The following is a 15,360-nucleotide window of genomic DNA, read 5'->3' as shown; positions in this document are numbered from 1 at the left end:
TCGACTCACACAGCTCCCATTATTCAGCCTTTTGTCCCAAACCTAATGTCCAGTGGGGGAGTGTTAAATAAACCATACGCGTCAAGTTAAGGAATGTAGAGAGCTTAAAGTAGATACCCTGGTCTTCCTATATCTGTCTTTCAAAGAAAACTTTGACCAGATTATAGTAAGCTTTTTTAGAAAAATTTTTAAATTATTGACAATATTGTTTAATATCAAAAAGAGCTCTCTAACCCGCCTTTTCAATTCAATAAATGCCTTTGTTAAACTGAGCTCCGTGTTCTTTTTTAGTTTTACACAGCCAATCATTCCGTGAAATACGAGAATAGCACATAATTTTGCGTATAGCTCGCACAATACTCTAAATGGATTTGTCTTTCCTTTTAGTTTATCAAGATTGATATGACTTTTATATAGTTTAAATAGTAATTCGATTTGCCATCTTACTCTATAAACCGTCAATATTTGTTCAGCATTAATTTTACTCTCTGGAACATTAGTTATAAATATTGACCAATCTAATAACTTTTGATTCTTTTGAGAAGATGTATATCCATGTGACTTTGCTAATTTATTAGCCTTTCTTCTTCTAGCCATAGACTGTTCTTCAGTTAGCTTTTGACATATAATTCTTACCTTAATTTTTACTTCCTTTCCTAATAATACTTCTTTTTCTGAAGATAATTGACCTTCTAAATACTCCAATAGCTCTATTTTTTGATTTGTTTCTATATCATATATATTGGTATCAGACTTATAACGACTAACAAAATATGCACCTGCTTCATCAATCTGTTTAAAAGAACTAGGCACAAAGTAGCCCAAGTCAAATATTAGCAAATCATTGGCTGATAAACCGTTCAGATAATCCCTATAACCTTGATCCGACCTTATTCCTTCCATAAAATTTAACTTATCTAGCGCTTGATTCAGGTAATCAAAGACTAACTGTAGCTTTATTCCTGATTTGGTATTATTCTCACAATCTCTATAGCTACTGCCATATCCTTTGTACATATCTTCCATGCTACTGGGCAGGCTAATGTAGCTGCTATCCAATAATTTAACGCTTCCAAATTGCTGTAAAATTTTGCAATCAATCTGTAGACTTTTTTTAAATAAACACAAAGCTTCGTTATACATTTTTTTCATGAACTCAACTGCTTCTTCACTAAACCTAAAATCTAAACCCTGTTTTGTAATTTCTATCGAGTCTTCATTTAGCAATTGGCACATTGTTTCTATGCTGCAATCATCAACTCCTATGTTACCAAAAACCATAGCTTTTATGAATGATGAGCCATTAAGTTTTCTCTTTCTTTTTATAAAACCTACTGCAATTGATATTTCGTCTGCTTTTTCATTAAAGAATTCATTGAGGTCTTTTGATAAGCAAGCTATTCTGTCCATTGTAAGTTCTCTCATTCATATATCCAAGAGAATTTATACCTTATTATTTTCCTTCACTCTATCAACTTTACTTACACTTTTCCTTAACTTGACGCGTATGGTATTAGCAAGAGCCTTAATCACTAAATGAACAATGTCACGCAGAGTTTCATCCTCAATTTTTCTATATTCCCTCACTAGCCTTGATATTTCTTCGCTGCCTACATCGCTATGGAAGGCCTTATCATGTAAGTCTTCAGAGGCTTTGGTAAAAAAATACGACATATCAACCGATAGTACTTCTGCTAATTTATATAACCTATCAACTACAAGCCTAATCTCTCCGCTTTCATATCCTTGTACATGCTGAAATGAAATTTCAAGCTTTTTTCCTAAGTCTCTTTGACTAAAACCACACATTAGCCTTCTTTTCCTTATTCTTTCACCTATTTGTTTATCGATAGGATGTTGTATAGTCATTTTACGTATCAGGTAATATTAACTATGTATTATCACTTTGAGAAAAAGATTTTACCAATATATAAACTGCACTACGTAACCTTTTGCTCTTAATTTCGTTATATCCTTTGACTAACTTTAGTATTTCTTCATCATAAGCTTCATGTGAGTCAGTGTGCATATCAGTAAAAAAGTTAGCAACATCTATCGATAGTGCTTTTGCTAAATCATATAATCTACTGGCCAAAACACAATTTGAACCATTTTCGTACTTTTGTATCTGTCTATACGAAACACCTATTCTCTTTCCCAATTCGGTCTGTGTCAAAGCACGATCTAACCTAAGTTGTTTTATTTTTTTACCTAATTGCACTTTTCACCTCTTATTCAAATTTACAACAAATTTTATGAAGTGGAAAAAAAGCTAGCAAAGTAATTGCTTTAATAATTTCTGCCTCTCGCTAATTAAATCGTTTGGCCTTACGTATTTTTTCTCAATTTCCCTCATCTCTTTTTCTCGTTCTGCAATGCTATTTCGTATTACTTCAGCCAAGTATCTGCTTTTGCCACTTGCAAACTCTGATCTTAATCTTCTAACCTTGTATTCGAGCTCAGCAAATCTTTCGTGTTGCTCAAGAAGTTCTATCATATGACTAATTTCAGAGTTTAGCTTTTTTTCCTCAACATCTCTTACAATAAAAGAAAGTAGAAGCTTATCTATTTGGTAATCAATATTTGGTTGAGCAGCAAATAGATCAATTATGGCTTTTACGTCAGTAGGATTTGTAACTAGTAAGTTAAAATTACTACATAAAAAACTATAGAACTTTATCGTCTTCTCAAGATAATTTTTCATATCTTGTGATAATTGCAATTCTTTGTGAATTCCTGACAGCAATATTTTCAATTCTTCCAAGTATTTCGTGTCAAAATTACTTACTTCTGTAGGTGAAAGGATCATTAGCAGCTTTTTTACAAGCTCAACATCATTTAACTTTACTGCATTATAAAGAGCTTTTTCTTTATCTTCTTTTAAATCATAAAGCTCTGATGAGTTATCTATGCTGAATAGATATTCAGTATTTCCTTGAGGAGAGTAGATTAAAATGTCCACTTCTCTTAGCGGGTGATCATCATTAAACTTTTCTAGTAACTGCTTATCGGTAGTTTCCTCTATTGCTACAACTGCTTTGCTTACCTCTTTCAACTTTGCAATATCATCTCTTGAGTTTTCAAGTATATCTTTAGCCTTGTCTAGCAGCTGCTCATATAGAACTATTTTTTCTTCATCATCAAGTAGCTGACAATGCTTTTTCAGCTTTTCAGTAGAGTAAGATAGGATATCCATTTTTTTCAATTTTACGATTACGATACCCCATTTTTGTTGAAACTGAAATAATTTTTATAGGATGTGTTTTTCTAGTGTAGATGCCCGCAAAACTTGTTATTATAATATACAGTAAATCAATAAGTCGTATAATATTAACAATTAAATAATATTTATCACGATATGATCGAATAGTAATGAAATTAAGTGAGGGTTACAATGAAAAAAATAAATGGTAAAAAATTGTCTAGTAAAATGTTAAAAGCGGTAGAGCGAATAGCAAAAGAAGGGTTATTACCTAATTTTATAAAAGCTGCTCCAACAGCAAATAAAAAGATTAGTAAATTACCTGTCTTAACATATCCTGAGGAGCTCAATCCATTTCGATCAGCTTTATGCAAGATAAGGCTAAGTGAATATGAAAATGTGAAATTAAATGAATTCTTGGAAAAAGCTATTGCAGCTGAAAATCTAGACAAATTAAGTAAAATCGTCGATGAAGCTTTGGATTTAGGAATAAGAGTAAACGCTCGCAACGAAGATGGCTTTAGCTTCACTAACGTTACAATGTTTAAGATGTATCGTGATGAATTCAAAGAAAATAAACAAGAAGATATAATCAGAAAGTTAGCCTTACATGGAGCAGATTTTAATGTACAAGTTGATAAGAAAATAGCTGAAATGTATCAAAAAGTGCAAAAAGAAATTGAGCCACAAATATATAGTAGGCTCAAGAAACTTAGGGAAGTTGGAGAAGACGCTACTATAGAAGGAACTGTTGAAGATGTAGAAATCGATAATAAGACCTTCTATATTGAATTTTCACATAGCTGCATAGTTGATGTTGCCAAAGTTGTAGAAGGTGCAAAAAATTTGGGCTTAAGTAAAGGAGACTTAAACCTTGGCGGTAGTATCATAAAAATAGGTGATGGTGAAGTTGAGGTCAAAACTGGGAAAGACGGTAAAAGAAATTACGTAGATATATCCGATAACAGCGCTTTTACAGTAACACTTTGCACTAGCCTAGGAGAGCTAAATTTAATGGTATATCATGACACAGAAGACTATCATCAAGTACAAGTTGAGGTAGAAGATGAAGAAATGTGGAACGAGTTGCAAGAAATAGGAGAAATCGTAGGAAAGGGTTGTTTATTTGGTGGAATGTCTGTTAAAGAAGTAGTGGAAAAAGGCAGCTTTACTAGATGTGGAAGGTGGGGCGACCAAAATTCTAAAAGTAGTGAGACCTTTTCTTGGGTGAGCAAATTAAAAGATACCAAAACGACATCTGTAGGACGTTCTTGATTGGTGGCTATGTTTTTACATAGCCATAATTATTGCAAAGTAAAGTAGTTCTTGAAATTTAATCAAAATTACCATAAAAAATTTACCTTAACTAGCATTGCTTGTAGAAGTGGATTGAAGATATATTCAGGCAATATTATTTATTGGCAAGCGCTTTTATCACTGAATGCACAATATCACGCAACGTTTCATCCTTAATTTTCCTGTATTCCCTCACTAGCCTTGATATTTCTTCACTACCCACATCGCTACAAAAGGCCTTATCGTGTAAGTCTTCAGAAGCTTTGGTAAAAAAATATGACATATCAACGGACAAAGCTTCTGCCAAATTATACAATCTATCAATTACAAGCCTTACCTCTCCAGTTTCATATCCTTGTATATGCTGAAATGAAATTCCGAGCTTTTTTCCTAAGTCTCTTTGGCTAAAACCGCATATTAACCTTCTCTTCCTTATTCTTTCACCTATTTGTTTATCAATAGGATGTTGTTCATCTTGTACAATCATTTATTAATATATTAACTGAGGTATTGAAGCAATACTAACTCTCATTGTAACTTTGAGAAAAAGATTTTACCAATATATAAACTACGCTACGTAACCTTTTGCTTTTAATTTCATTATATCCTTTGACTAATTTTAGTATTTCTTCATCATAAGTTTCATGTGAGTCGACATGCACATCAGTAAAAAAATCAGCCACATTAATCGATAGTGCTTTTGCTAAGTCGTATAGCCTACTGGCCAAAATTTGGTTTGAACTATTTTCGTACCTTTGTATTTGTCTATACGAAACGCCTATTTTCTTTCCCAACTCAGTTTGTGTTAAACCACAGTATAATCTAAGTTCTTTTATTTTTTTGCCTAATTCCACCTTTCATTACTAATTTTAGCTGTTCAAGCTTATATTGAATTTTTTAATTTATGAAGTGAAAAAAAAGAAGGAGAGCTAGAGAACTCTCCTTCCAGTCTACAGATTACAATAAACCACTGTCATAAAAACTAAAGTGGCTCTTCTGTGTTACGATTATATGATCTATCAATTTCATCCCTACATTTTCACAGGTTGCAGCTAATGTAAGTGTGTTATCCTCATCCTCCTTTGATGGTTCTGTATCTCCACTTGGATGATTATGTGAAATTGCAATAGATGATGCATCGATCAGTAATCCCTGTTTGATTATTTCTCTCACATATAGAGGTACTCTGTCTATAGTTCCACAGTCTTGAATATACTCGTATATCAAATGACCACTTCGATCTAAGTATATTACTCGCAAGCTTTCCTTTCGTGACTGCCCTATTGCTGTTTTAAAGTATTTTAGTAGCTCTTCTCTGTTATCAAGAATCGACAGCTTTTTTAACTTACCTTTCAGTATCCTATCGAAAATCTCTTTCAGACAAAAGATACTTGCTATTGCTCCATCATTCATTCCTGTAACATTTTTTAGCTCATGAAAGTCAGCGTTAATTACCCTTCCTAAACTACTAAAGAGCTCTATTAGCTTTTTGGCCACTTCTCTTCCTTCTTCACATTCAGATAGAGTACGTTCCAGTAGCTCATGGTCAAGTAAAGACCTGCCTCTACTTGATAAAATGCGAGTTTCCAATTTTTCTTTTCTCTCACTATTATTCATAAAAACCTCCAAGGTCAACATTATATACAAATTCAACGCCAGCTTTCTGACGCAGTAGTTCTCGAGGAATAACCCTTTTGAACTCTAAATTTGCAATGTTGTCCTTGTTGCTTTAAAAGCTGGAATACCATTTGCCATATGAATTTGTGCATTGACATTTACTGTGCTAATTCCCTGAAGCGCAACGGTATTTATATTTGCAATCATAATATATTATATAAAATTGTTAATACAATATATTAAAGAAGCGATGAAGTAAAGGCTACAGCAATTAAAGATGGCTTAACTTAGCAAAAAAGTGTAGTATTCTATCACTTTGCTGATTACAAATGTTTATAAGGATAATCACTTTTTTCTTACTATATTCAAGTACGGCTTTTTGTAGTGATTGTAATTTTAATTTACCATACTGTGGGCTCAGTTGTAATCTAGATCTATCATATAGAAATTTAAGTAATATAAAAAAATTATTGAATAACGACGATAAGTTTGTTGCGCTTACGTTTGATGATGGACCGTCTAACAATAGAGTAAACGATATTATTAATGTTCTGGAAAGCTATGAAGCAAAAGCAACATTTTTTGTGCTTGGTGAACGTATAAATGAAAAAACGTCTGAAATAGTAAAGAAAATTCATGAATCAGGTCATGAGTTAGGCAATCACTCTTGGTCGCATAGGAAGTTGACATCACTTTCAAGTGAGGAACAATTGCAAGAATTGGAAAAGACAAATACAGCAATTAAAAATGCAATAAAACAAGATGTAAAATGGTTTCGTCCGCCATATGGATGTTATGACGATAATCTGATTGAAAATACTGATCAATTAAATATGTATTCAATATTATGGACAGTTGATTCGCTAGATTGGCAAGGTGATAAGCCAGAAACTTTAGTTGAAAGAGTTTTAAGTAATGTACATAATGGAGCAGTTATACTGTTTCATGATCACAATAACAGGTCAAACACAATTGAAGCTTTACCTCATATTATTAAAATACTAAAAAAATCAGGTTATAAGTTTGTGACCTTAAGTGAGTGGGAAAAAAGGGTTTGTAATACGGTAAAAGCCAGAAGTGTAACAATAAAAGAGGGGAAAAAAGTGTGTTTTGAAGGAATGTTATGTGGACAAAAAACAAAGTCTTTAACCGCAGAGCATTCATATTAGGTGGTATTCAGCTTACCATTTCTGCGGTTTTTAGTTGCAGGTTATATAATTTACAAATACGAAACAGACAAAAGTACGAAGCACTATCTAATAGTAATAGAATAAGAGTTGCTACTATTATGCCTAAGCGGGGCAAAATTTTAGATAGGAATAGCATTGAACTTGCGGTAAACAAAATTTCGTATGTTGTTTTGTTTGATGGTTCTGGTAAGGAAGTTGATTTGCAGACATTATCAGAAGTCGAGTCTAAAATAGCAAAATCGTCAGAAAAAATAACTGCTCTTTATAAACGTTATTACCCGTTTGGTTCAATGTGTTCTCATGTAATCGGATATACAAAAAGACAGCAAGGCATAAGCGAAGTAGGAATCAGCGGTATTGAATATACATATGATCATATATTGAAAGGCAAGTCAGGAAAATCTGAGCAGGAAATAAATTCTAAAAAACGCGTCATAAAAGAATTATCAAGCATACCACAACAAGACGGACAAGATGTACAACTGACAATTGATATTAATCTGCAAGAGAAAACCGCAGAGGTATTTAAAGATCACCAAGGCTCCGCAGTGGTAATTGATGTAAATAATGGAGAAATTTTAGCATTATATAATTCACCTTCTTACGATAATAATCTTTTTGCTAGCAGGCTATCAAATGAGACTTGGGAGAGCTTGAATGCTCCTTCATTGCCGCTCGTGAATCGTGCGTTATCATATCAAATTCCACCTGGTTCAATATTTAAAGTAATAGTTGCGCTTGCGGGTTTAAAAGACGGGATAATAACACCAGAAGAGAAATTCTCGTGCAAGGGCTATATGAAAATAGGTGAGCGGAAATTTCGTTGTCTGAAAAGCAAAGTCCATGGGTATGTATCTTTAAATGAGGCAATGGCATTATCATGCAACACTTACTTTTATAATATAGGGAAAAAAATAAGTGTAGACTCTCTAGTAGAAATGGCCAGAAAATTTGGTATTGGAAGTGGGCCACTGATTGGAACGTTTAAAGAAGAAGCTCCAGGGTTGTTGCCAGATAGAGATTGGCGTACACGAAAGCTATATTCGCAGTGGTATTTAGGTGACACTATCAACTTAGTTATAGGACAAGGGTATATGCTTACAACACCACTACAGCTTGCAGTTCTTGCAGCGAGGATTGCAACAGGAAAAGAGGTAATTCCCCGCATTAAGATGAATGAAACGATACAAGATTTTCCCGATATTGATGTGGATTGTGAGCATCTTAGCATAGTTCGAAAAGCTATGTTTGATGTGGTGAATTCTAAAACTGGAACCTATAAGAAAGGGCTAAGCGGTATACAAATTGCCGGTAAAACCGGTACACCAGAGATAAACTCTAAGGGCGAAAGTCATAAGTTATTTATCGCCTATGGCCCTTACCATAACCCGCGCTATGCAATCTCTGTGTTTATAGAACACGGCAAAGCCCCACGCCAAGATGTTGCTATAGCTAATGAAATATTTCAGTATATGCTTGAAACTATGAGTATTAAACTTCTTGCATAACCATATAACAAACTTTTATTGGGAATAGAAACGAAAAAACTTACTTGACACCCTTCGCCAGCGCCCTTATCATGATAGTGAAGCTATTGTATTTGCTTTCGCCAATCTGCAGATTAAAAGGTAAGGATTACTTAATGTATCGGCGTCTTATGTTCAATTTTTTGCAGTATATAGATACTGTATGTCTTTACAAAACTTCATCTACATCTAGATTTTTATCTAAATAAGCTGAACGCGCTTATAAAGCGTTACAAGACATCAAAAAATGCCAATACTTGACAGAGATAGTAAAAGACTAGCTAACTCGGGGATTCTTTGTCTTTTTTTCTGCCTAGTAAACTTCTTAAACATTTGCAGCGTAAGTTAGTTGCAATTAAAAGCAGCTTAATCTTGCTTGTCAAGCGTTTAAAACATAAAAAACGCCAATATTTTAAAGCGGATAATAACCCCAGGGCTTCTTTTGCCTTTTTTTTCATTTAGTAAATTTCTTAATATTTATAGCTAAACAACAACCGTCATCCCTAAGTATCCCGCTGCTTGTTAGCGGGATCTCTTGTTAGCGCCGCGGTGGTATGACGTAGGATTGTTGTCATTCCGCTACTTGTTAGCGGCTGAGATACCGCGAATGAATCGCGGTATGGCGGTGTAGATGATGGTTAAGTAATTCGTCATCCCGCTGCTTGTTAGCGGGATCTATGTTAAGGTATAGTAGGGGATCTATGTTAAGAGATACCGCGAATGAATCGCGGTATGACGGTGTAGATGATGGTTAAGTAATTCGTCATCCCGCTGCTTGTTAGCGGGATCTAGAGATACCGCGACGTCTCACCTATAGCCTTCAGTGCTCCTTTTTTTGTCATCCCAGCGTCACGCGTTGGTTTCAACATTGTATCATGAACTTTCTAAAATTCATTGAGTTATGCTTTCAAACGGTAGTGCCGGGGTGTGAGTATAACGATTATCAGTATATAAAAGTCATAGCAGACAGGCTGGAAGCAGCGAGCGCTGGTGAAGTGAAACGAATAATATTCAATATGCCTCCGCGTTCAATGAAATCCCTGTGCGCTAGTGTTGCGTGGCCCGCATGGATACTGGGAAACCAACCAACTGCGAGAATAATAGTTGCAAGTTATTCTCAGCGGCTCAGCGAAAAGCACTCACTCGACACCAGGTGCGTGATGCAGTCTAGTTGGTATAGAGCGCTATTTCCAGAGATAGAACTATCCAAAGACCAGAATACCAAATATAAATTTCAAACAGTGCAGAGAGGATACAGAATCGCAACATCAGTTGGTGGAACACTAACTGGTGAAGGTGGTGATTTTATCATTGTGGACGATCCGCTCAGTTCTGCTCAAGCTTTGAGTGAAACGCTTAGAAAGCGTGCCACAAACTGGTTTGATCAGACTTTAGTAACCAGGCTGAACGATAGAAAAAAAGGAGTCATCGTTCTTGTAATGCACAGGCTACACCAGGAGGACTTAACTGGACACCTTCTCTCCAAGCCAAAAAACATATGGCATCATATTTGTTTGCCAATGATTTCTGAAAATAAGCAGGTTATTTATTCAATCAAAAAGCCAATACCTCCCGTTCCTATCATCCGAGTAGCTCAGCACTGTGCGACCAGGCGATTATATAATAAACCAGCGTCACCTGTAAGGATATTATATTCAAGAGAAGAAGGTCAGTTGTTATATCCCCTCGATGGAGGAAAAGAAGAAGTTGAGATAATAAAAGCTGAACTTGGGAGTTACGCTTTTGCTGCTCAATATCAACAAAACCCTCTGCCGCTTTCAAGTGGTATAATTAAACCAGAGTGGTTGAGAGGTTGTCCGGAAACAAGTAAAAGGCTATAATATCTGAAATTTTAGTACGGGGTAAAGATGAGAAAAAAGTATCCAACAGATCTAAGCGAAAGGGAATGGGCAAGAATAGAAAAACACTTCAGAGTATCATACAAGAAAGGAGGAAGGCCGCCAAAGTATAGCAAAAGAGAAATATTAGAAGCAATTTTCTATGTATTGCGTACAGGGTGTCAATGGCGGTATTTACCAAATGATTTTCCGCTATGGAAGACTGTGTATGAGCAGTTCAGGCAATGGAAGAAGCAGGGAATTTTTGAGAAAATGAATTATGAAATTACAAAATATAGTAGAAGAAAAATAGGAAGGAATGAGCAGCCGAGTGCCTGTATAGTAGATAGTCAATCTGTAAAGACTACAGAAAAGGGGGGATCAAAGGCTATGATGGAAGTAAAAAAGTAAAGGGTAGAAAAAGGCATATAATTACAGACACTCAGGGTTTTATACTAGGTTGTTACGTAGGCGCTGCTAACGAAAATGATAGAGATGGTATTAAAATAGCATTAAACAATATGAGAACAAAATATACTAAAGTTAAAAAAATGTGGGCTGACATGGGATACCAAGGAAGAAATTTAAAGAATCACATAAAGGAAGAATATGACATAGATATTGAAATTGTTACAAGGCCTCCATGTAGATTTTGGGTGCACAAAGATACGCCACCTGAGCTACTACCAACAAGAGAACAAGGGTTTAAAGTACAGCCAAGAAGATGGGTTGTAGAAAGGACTTTTGCTTGGGTTAATAGGAATAGAAGGCTATCGAAGGAGTATGATTTACTCACAACATCCACTGAGAATTTCATATACCTAGCTATGAGTAGGGTTATGTTAAAGAGGGAATATGCTTGAATTTACTAGTTTCCGGACAACCTCTAATTCCTGTACTGTCTATAGCAATTTCGATATCTTCCATATTATTTTTATCAATTCTGCAATCATTGATCTTAATATTGAGTTTCTTAAACCTTCTTGATGATTGTGAATAGCTGATAACTTGCAAATTTTTCCCAATTTGCTCAAGGTATCCTGCTATAAACCCAACTGTTTGCCTCAGGCCTATTCTAAATAAACAAGTTATTATGTGCACCAAAATTACAACTTTATCGCTATAAATATTGTTGCCACCTGGTATTTTTGGACCATTCTCGTACCACTTTTCTATGGCTTCGTTGATATAATGAAAAATATTTCCTCTTTTTTCTAGAAATTTGTTATATTCGCTATGGTTACTGACCCTCATTTTTTGTGGCATATTTTTTCTTCAACAGTTAAATCGCTATTTATAATGAATTTTGTCAGTAACTGCCAGTTCTTTTCACTTGAGCGATGCAACAAAGCCATTCCAGTGTCAAGCACTGGAATGACACCGTTATAAAGAAACCAGTGTCAGCTACTTGAATGACACAGTCTTTGCTTAAACCCGTAACGTTCGTACATTTTGCTAAAAGTTCAAATATCAACATCATGCACGTTGAGTGCATTGCTATTAATAAAATCACGGCGTGGTTCAACTATATCACCCATTAGTATTGAAAATATGGAATCAGCTTCTTCACAATCTTTTATTTCAACCTTTAGTAAAGTTCTAGCCTCAGGATTTAACGTAGTATCCCATAGCTGATCAGCATTCATTTCACCAAGACCTTTAAATCTCTGCAGAGTTAAACCTTTTTTACCATAGTCCATTATTATTTTTGCAAGCGTACTTGGAGAAGTGATTCTTATTTCAGTTTCTTGTGACTTTAAAAATGAATCACCATTAAATAAATTACTTATACCATCAAGCAAACTTAATATGTTTTGCATATCTTTGCCTTCAAGCATACTAAGTGCAAATATATATTTGTCTGCCAATCCTTGAAACAATTTAGAGATATGAATTTCTTTTTCTTCATCTTTTATTTCCACTTCCCAAGTGTATTCGCTGTACATTAACTTCAAATACTTTAATATCTCATCAGCCGATGATAGAGCATTCTTTTTACTTAAAATTAGCAATGACTCTAAGAGATTTTGTGGTATTTCTCTATCATAATTTTTGCTAATATTAGAAATGCTAACGCATTTATTCAAAATAAGGCGCAAATCGTTAAATTCTGTAGCTGTACTACTTAGTGTTAATCTTTTAACTGCTGAGTTTATTATATACTCTTCAAAAGTTTCGTCATCTTTAATATAAGTGTCTTTAGCATTCTTTGTAACTTTATAGAGGGGTGGCTGTGCTATGTATAAGTAGCCTTTTTCAATAACTTCACGCATGTGTCTAAAAAAGAAAGTCAGAATCAAAGTTCTTATATGTGAACCATCAACATCTGCATCTGTCATGATGATAATTTTATGATATCTAGCTTTTTCAATATCGAAGTGTTCACTCCCTATTCCAGCACCAATTGCAGTAATTAAAGAGCCTATTTCTGCAGATGAAAAAATACGATCTAAACTTACACGTTCTACGTTTAGAATTTTTCCTCTTAAGGCAAGCACTGCTTGTGTTTTACGATTACGCCCCTGCTTTGCAGTACCACCTGCTGAATTACCCTCTACTATAAATAATTCCGATAACTCAGGGGCTTTTTCCTGGCAATCAGCAAGCTTTCCTGGCAGAGTTGCAATATCAATATTGTTTTTGCTTTTAACTAGCTCTCGTGCTTTTCTTGCGGCTTCTCTTCCTTTTGCTGACCTAATTGCTCTTTCTACTATGCTTGCCGCCAATTTGGGATCAGTTTCAAGGATTATGCTCAATTTATCAGAAACTATACTTTCTACAACTGCACGTGCTTCAGAACTAACTAGTTTATCTTTTGTTTGTGAAGAAAACTTAGGGTCAGGCATCTTGAGAGATAAAACACAAGTTAAACCTTCTCTAACGTCCTCTCCAGTTAAATTTACTTTTGCTTTCTTTAAAAACCCTTCATTAGTTGCATAGTTATTGATACATCTAGTTAGTGCAGATCTAAATCCCGCCAAATGCGTACCACCATCTCGTTGCCGTATATTATTAGTGAAACACAACATATTCTCATAGTAGGAATCATTCCATTCCATCGATATTTCCAAGCTGATGCCAAGATCTTCTGCATCTCCTTTCATACTGGCAATTTTAGTTACATGTGTCTTATTCTTATCTAAATACTGCACAAAATTTGCTGTACCAAAATTGTCTTTAGATTGATTGCTCTGATTGAAATGAGATTCTGTATATGGTTCATTGCGCAGATCACGTAAAGTAATGTCGATATTTGAATTTAAAAATGCTAATTCTCTTATACGACTTTCAAGCGTTGAGTAACTGAAATTAATGCCATTAAAAGTCTCTGTTGATGGCATGAACGTGACTTTAGTTCCTCTTTTGTTTGTATTTTCGTTGACTACCTTTAAAGGTTCAATAGACTCACCATCTTCAAAACGCATAAAGTGTTCTTTCTTATTGCGCCAAATAGTTAATTCCAACCAGCTTGATAATGCATTCACAACTGAGATTCCAACACCATGTAATCCCCCAGAAACCTTATAGGTATTGCTGTCAAATTTACCACCAGCATGGAGTTGAGTCATTATTACCTCTGCTGCTGATATTCCTTCTTCTTCATGAATGTCAGTTGGAATGCCACGACCATTATCAGTTACAGATACTGAACCATCTGCATTTATACTAACTTCAATTTTATCACAATATCCAGCTAAAGACTCATCTATTGCGTTGTCAACAACCTCATATACCATGTGGTGCAAGCCAGATCCATCGTCAGTGTCACCAATGTACATACCTGGACGTTTCCTTACAGCATCAAGACCCCTTAAGATTTTTATTGCATCGGCATTATAACTATTTTCCATGGTATTGCTTCGTTTATGAATGTTAATTAATATTACATTCATATATGCTGATTAGCAACATTTTTAAACTGATAACCCATATTAAAAGCACAATTTTACGAATGTTTATTTTTGAAGACAGCAAATAGTGTCATTCCAATGTGTCTTCCAGGTGGAGATTAAATTATAACGCTCATGCAGTTGCGTAATTAACAGAAGAATCTATAATTCAGTTTACGTATTTTCTGATCTCAGCCAAAATCTTATCAGATTGACTTTCGTCTGAATTTAAATCGGCTGCAAAGTGTGTAACATATTTTCCTCCAGGGCCAATAAGATATATTATCGAAGAATGGTTGATTTCTTCTTCTCCACCAACTTTGCTTGCATATACTTTGTATTTCGCAACTACTTCGTCTATTTTTTCTCTTTCACCAGTTAACATTTGTATTCTGTGGTCAAATTGCTGCTGAAATTCTTTAAGTCTTTCCGTGCTATCGCGCTCAGGATCAACTGTGATAAAAAATGTTTGTAGCTTGTTGTTAGTTTTCTCATCTAACTTTGCAAGTGTTTCTGAAATTATTCCAAGGTTCATAGGGCAAGTTCTTTTGCATGAGGAAAACCCAAAGAAAATCATCATGTATTTATCTTTAAAATCACTACTGCGCAGGATCTGTCCGTCCTGATTAATTAAAGAAAAATCTCCGCCTATCTTAACTTCTGCGTTGTGAATCGCTACTGGGGCAAATATGCCTTTTTTAGTGAAATAACAATAACCTAAAAAAACAACTGCTAATGCTGCTAGCACATTAGATAACAATCTTACAAACCTTACCATTAGAATGCTCTCAGTAAAATTAA

The 15,360-nt window shown here is 34.8% G+C and carries 14 protein-coding genes and 1 pseudogene; 5 read left to right on the top strand and 10 right to left on the bottom strand.

What is annotated here, in order from left to right:
* Positions 1 to 81: 81 nt before the first annotated feature.
* From AAGD51_RS02390 to AAGD51_RS02375, 4 genes are read right to left on the bottom strand one after another with little or no spacing between them, the layout of a single operon-like run.
* Positions 82 to 1,410, bottom strand: a complete 1,329-nt coding sequence (locus AAGD51_RS02390) for an IS4-like element ISWosp9 family transposase (RefSeq protein ID WP_041573564.1) — start codon at positions 1,408 to 1,410, stop codon at positions 82 to 84.
* Positions 1,411 to 1,443: 33 nt separating this feature from the next.
* Positions 1,444 to 1,869 carry a helix-turn-helix transcriptional regulator gene (locus AAGD51_RS02385; RefSeq protein WP_341810488.1) on the bottom strand — a complete coding sequence of 142 codons (426 nt, stop codon included), beginning with the start codon at positions 1,867 to 1,869 and terminating at the stop codon, positions 1,444 to 1,446.
* A 22-nt stretch (positions 1,870 to 1,891) separates the two neighbouring features.
* Positions 1,892 to 2,221 (bottom strand): helix-turn-helix domain-containing protein, encoded by a 330-nt coding sequence (locus tag AAGD51_RS02380; protein WP_007549995.1) that lies wholly within the window; start codon positions 2,219 to 2,221, stop codon positions 1,892 to 1,894.
* Between the two features lie 51 nt (positions 2,222 to 2,272).
* A complete protein-coding gene (locus AAGD51_RS02375; RefSeq protein WP_281508734.1) occupies positions 2,273 to 3,196 on the bottom strand; it encodes a hypothetical protein in 924 nt (307 codons plus the stop codon).
* 198 nt (positions 3,197 to 3,394) lie between these two features.
* Between AAGD51_RS02375 and AAGD51_RS02370 the strand changes: the two genes are divergently transcribed.
* Entirely contained in the window at positions 3,395 to 4,477 is a 1,083-nt protein-coding gene (locus tag AAGD51_RS02370; protein ID WP_012673224.1) for a hypothetical protein, read from the top strand.
* A gap of 136 nt (positions 4,478 to 4,613) precedes the next feature.
* Here AAGD51_RS02370 and AAGD51_RS02365 read toward each other — a convergent pair whose 3' ends face one another.
* The 3 genes from AAGD51_RS02365 to AAGD51_RS02355 form a co-directional block, all read right to left on the bottom strand.
* Complete coding sequence (locus AAGD51_RS02365; protein ID WP_041582616.1) at positions 4,614 to 4,985, bottom strand: helix-turn-helix domain-containing protein; 372 nt, start codon at positions 4,983 to 4,985, stop codon at positions 4,614 to 4,616.
* Positions 4,986 to 5,019: 34 nt separating this feature from the next.
* Positions 5,020 to 5,352: a helix-turn-helix domain-containing protein gene (locus AAGD51_RS02360; protein WP_041582615.1), complete on the bottom strand. Its 333-nt coding sequence runs from the start codon at positions 5,350 to 5,352 to the stop codon at positions 5,020 to 5,022.
* Positions 5,353 to 5,455: 103 nt separating this feature from the next.
* Positions 5,456 to 6,115, bottom strand: coding sequence for a RadC family protein (locus AAGD51_RS02355; protein ID WP_012673223.1), 660 nt, complete (start codon positions 6,113 to 6,115; stop codon positions 5,456 to 5,458).
* A gap of 329 nt (positions 6,116 to 6,444) precedes the next feature.
* On the opposite strand from AAGD51_RS02355, the gene AAGD51_RS02350 reads away from it, so the two are divergent.
* From AAGD51_RS02350 to AAGD51_RS02335, 4 genes and pseudogenes are all read left to right on the top strand, one after another.
* A complete protein-coding gene (locus AAGD51_RS02350) occupies positions 6,445 to 7,284 on the top strand; it encodes a polysaccharide deacetylase family protein (protein ID WP_010962787.1) in 840 nt (279 codons plus the stop codon).
* Positions 7,239 to 8,813 (top strand): penicillin-binding transpeptidase domain-containing protein, encoded by a 1,575-nt coding sequence (locus AAGD51_RS02345; protein WP_006280388.1) that lies wholly within the window; start codon positions 7,239 to 7,241, stop codon positions 8,811 to 8,813. Before AAGD51_RS02350 ends, AAGD51_RS02345 begins: the two co-directional genes overlap by 46 nt.
* An 893-nt stretch (positions 8,814 to 9,706) precedes the next feature.
* Positions 9,707 to 10,642 (top strand): annotated as a pseudogene (locus AAGD51_RS02340) (terminase); the annotation flags it as partial.
* Between the two features lie 57 nt (positions 10,643 to 10,699).
* A protein-coding gene (locus AAGD51_RS02335) for an IS5-like element ISWpi1 family transposase (protein WP_236514306.1) occupies positions 10,700 to 11,532 on the top strand; the annotation gives its coding sequence in 2 pieces (ribosomal slippage) (positions 10,700 to 11,069 and positions 11,069 to 11,532; 834 coding nt in all).
* On the opposite strand, the gene AAGD51_RS02330 is transcribed toward AAGD51_RS02335, so the two are convergent.
* From AAGD51_RS02330 to AAGD51_RS02320, 3 genes are all read right to left on the bottom strand, one after another.
* Positions 11,507 to 11,935: a transposase gene (locus tag AAGD51_RS02330; protein WP_236514418.1), complete on the bottom strand. Its 429-nt coding sequence runs from the start codon at positions 11,933 to 11,935 to the stop codon at positions 11,507 to 11,509. The two genes, AAGD51_RS02335 and AAGD51_RS02330, sit on opposite strands and share 26 nt — an antisense overlap.
* Positions 11,936 to 12,132: 197 nt before the next feature.
* The gene (gene gyrB, locus AAGD51_RS02325) at positions 12,133 to 14,520 is read right to left on the bottom strand and encodes a DNA topoisomerase (ATP-hydrolyzing) subunit B (RefSeq protein WP_236514419.1); all 2,388 of its coding nucleotides are present in this window, start codon (positions 14,518 to 14,520) and stop codon (positions 12,133 to 12,135) included.
* Between the two features lie 208 nt (positions 14,521 to 14,728).
* Positions 14,729 to 15,337 (bottom strand): SCO family protein, encoded by a 609-nt coding sequence (locus AAGD51_RS02320; RefSeq protein ID WP_236514420.1) that lies wholly within the window; start codon positions 15,335 to 15,337, stop codon positions 14,729 to 14,731.
* Between the last annotated feature and the right edge of the window lie 23 nt (positions 15,338 to 15,360).

The sequence above is a fragment of the Wolbachia endosymbiont (group A) of Volucella bombylans genome, from assembly GCF_964026965.1.
GTDB classification, from domain to species: domain Bacteria; phylum Pseudomonadota; class Alphaproteobacteria; order Rickettsiales; family Anaplasmataceae; genus Wolbachia; species Wolbachia pipientis.
The sequence above is the reverse complement of the archived record's forward strand: the minus strand, read 5'-3'. Positions and strand labels throughout refer to the sequence as shown.

Bases quoted from the DNA above. Each gene is read 5' to 3' on its own strand.
- AAGD51_RS02330 (WP_236514418.1), bottom strand. From the start codon at position 11,935: ATGCCACAAAAAATGAGGGTCAGTAACCATAGCGAATATAACAAATTT.
- AAGD51_RS02370 (WP_012673224.1), top strand. From the start codon at position 3,395: ATGAAAAAAATAAATGGTAAAAAATTGTCTAGTAAAATGTTAAAAGCG.
- AAGD51_RS02375 (WP_281508734.1), bottom strand. From the start codon at position 3,196: ATGGATATCCTATCTTACTCTACTGAAAAGCTGAAAAAGCATTGTCAG.
- AAGD51_RS02385 (WP_341810488.1), bottom strand. From the start codon at position 1,869: ATGACTATACAACATCCTATCGATAAACAAATAGGTGAAAGAATAAGG.
- gyrB (WP_236514419.1), bottom strand. From the start codon at position 14,520: ATGGAAAATAGTTATAATGCCGATGCAATAAAAATCTTAAGGGGTCTT.
- AAGD51_RS02350 (WP_010962787.1), top strand. From the start codon at position 6,445: ATGTTTATAAGGATAATCACTTTTTTCTTACTATATTCAAGTACGGCT.
- AAGD51_RS02320 (WP_236514420.1), bottom strand. From the start codon at position 15,337: ATGGTAAGGTTTGTAAGATTGTTATCTAATGTGCTAGCAGCATTAGCA.
- AAGD51_RS02365 (WP_041582616.1), bottom strand. From the start codon at position 4,985: ATGATTGTACAAGATGAACAACATCCTATTGATAAACAAATAGGTGAA.
- AAGD51_RS02355 (WP_012673223.1), bottom strand. From the start codon at position 6,115: ATGAATAATAGTGAGAGAAAAGAAAAATTGGAAACTCGCATTTTATCA.
- AAGD51_RS02390 (WP_041573564.1), bottom strand. From the start codon at position 1,410: ATGGACAGAATAGCTTGCTTATCAAAAGACCTCAATGAATTCTTTAAT.
- AAGD51_RS02345 (WP_006280388.1), top strand. From the start codon at position 7,239: ATGTGGACAAAAAACAAAGTCTTTAACCGCAGAGCATTCATATTAGGT.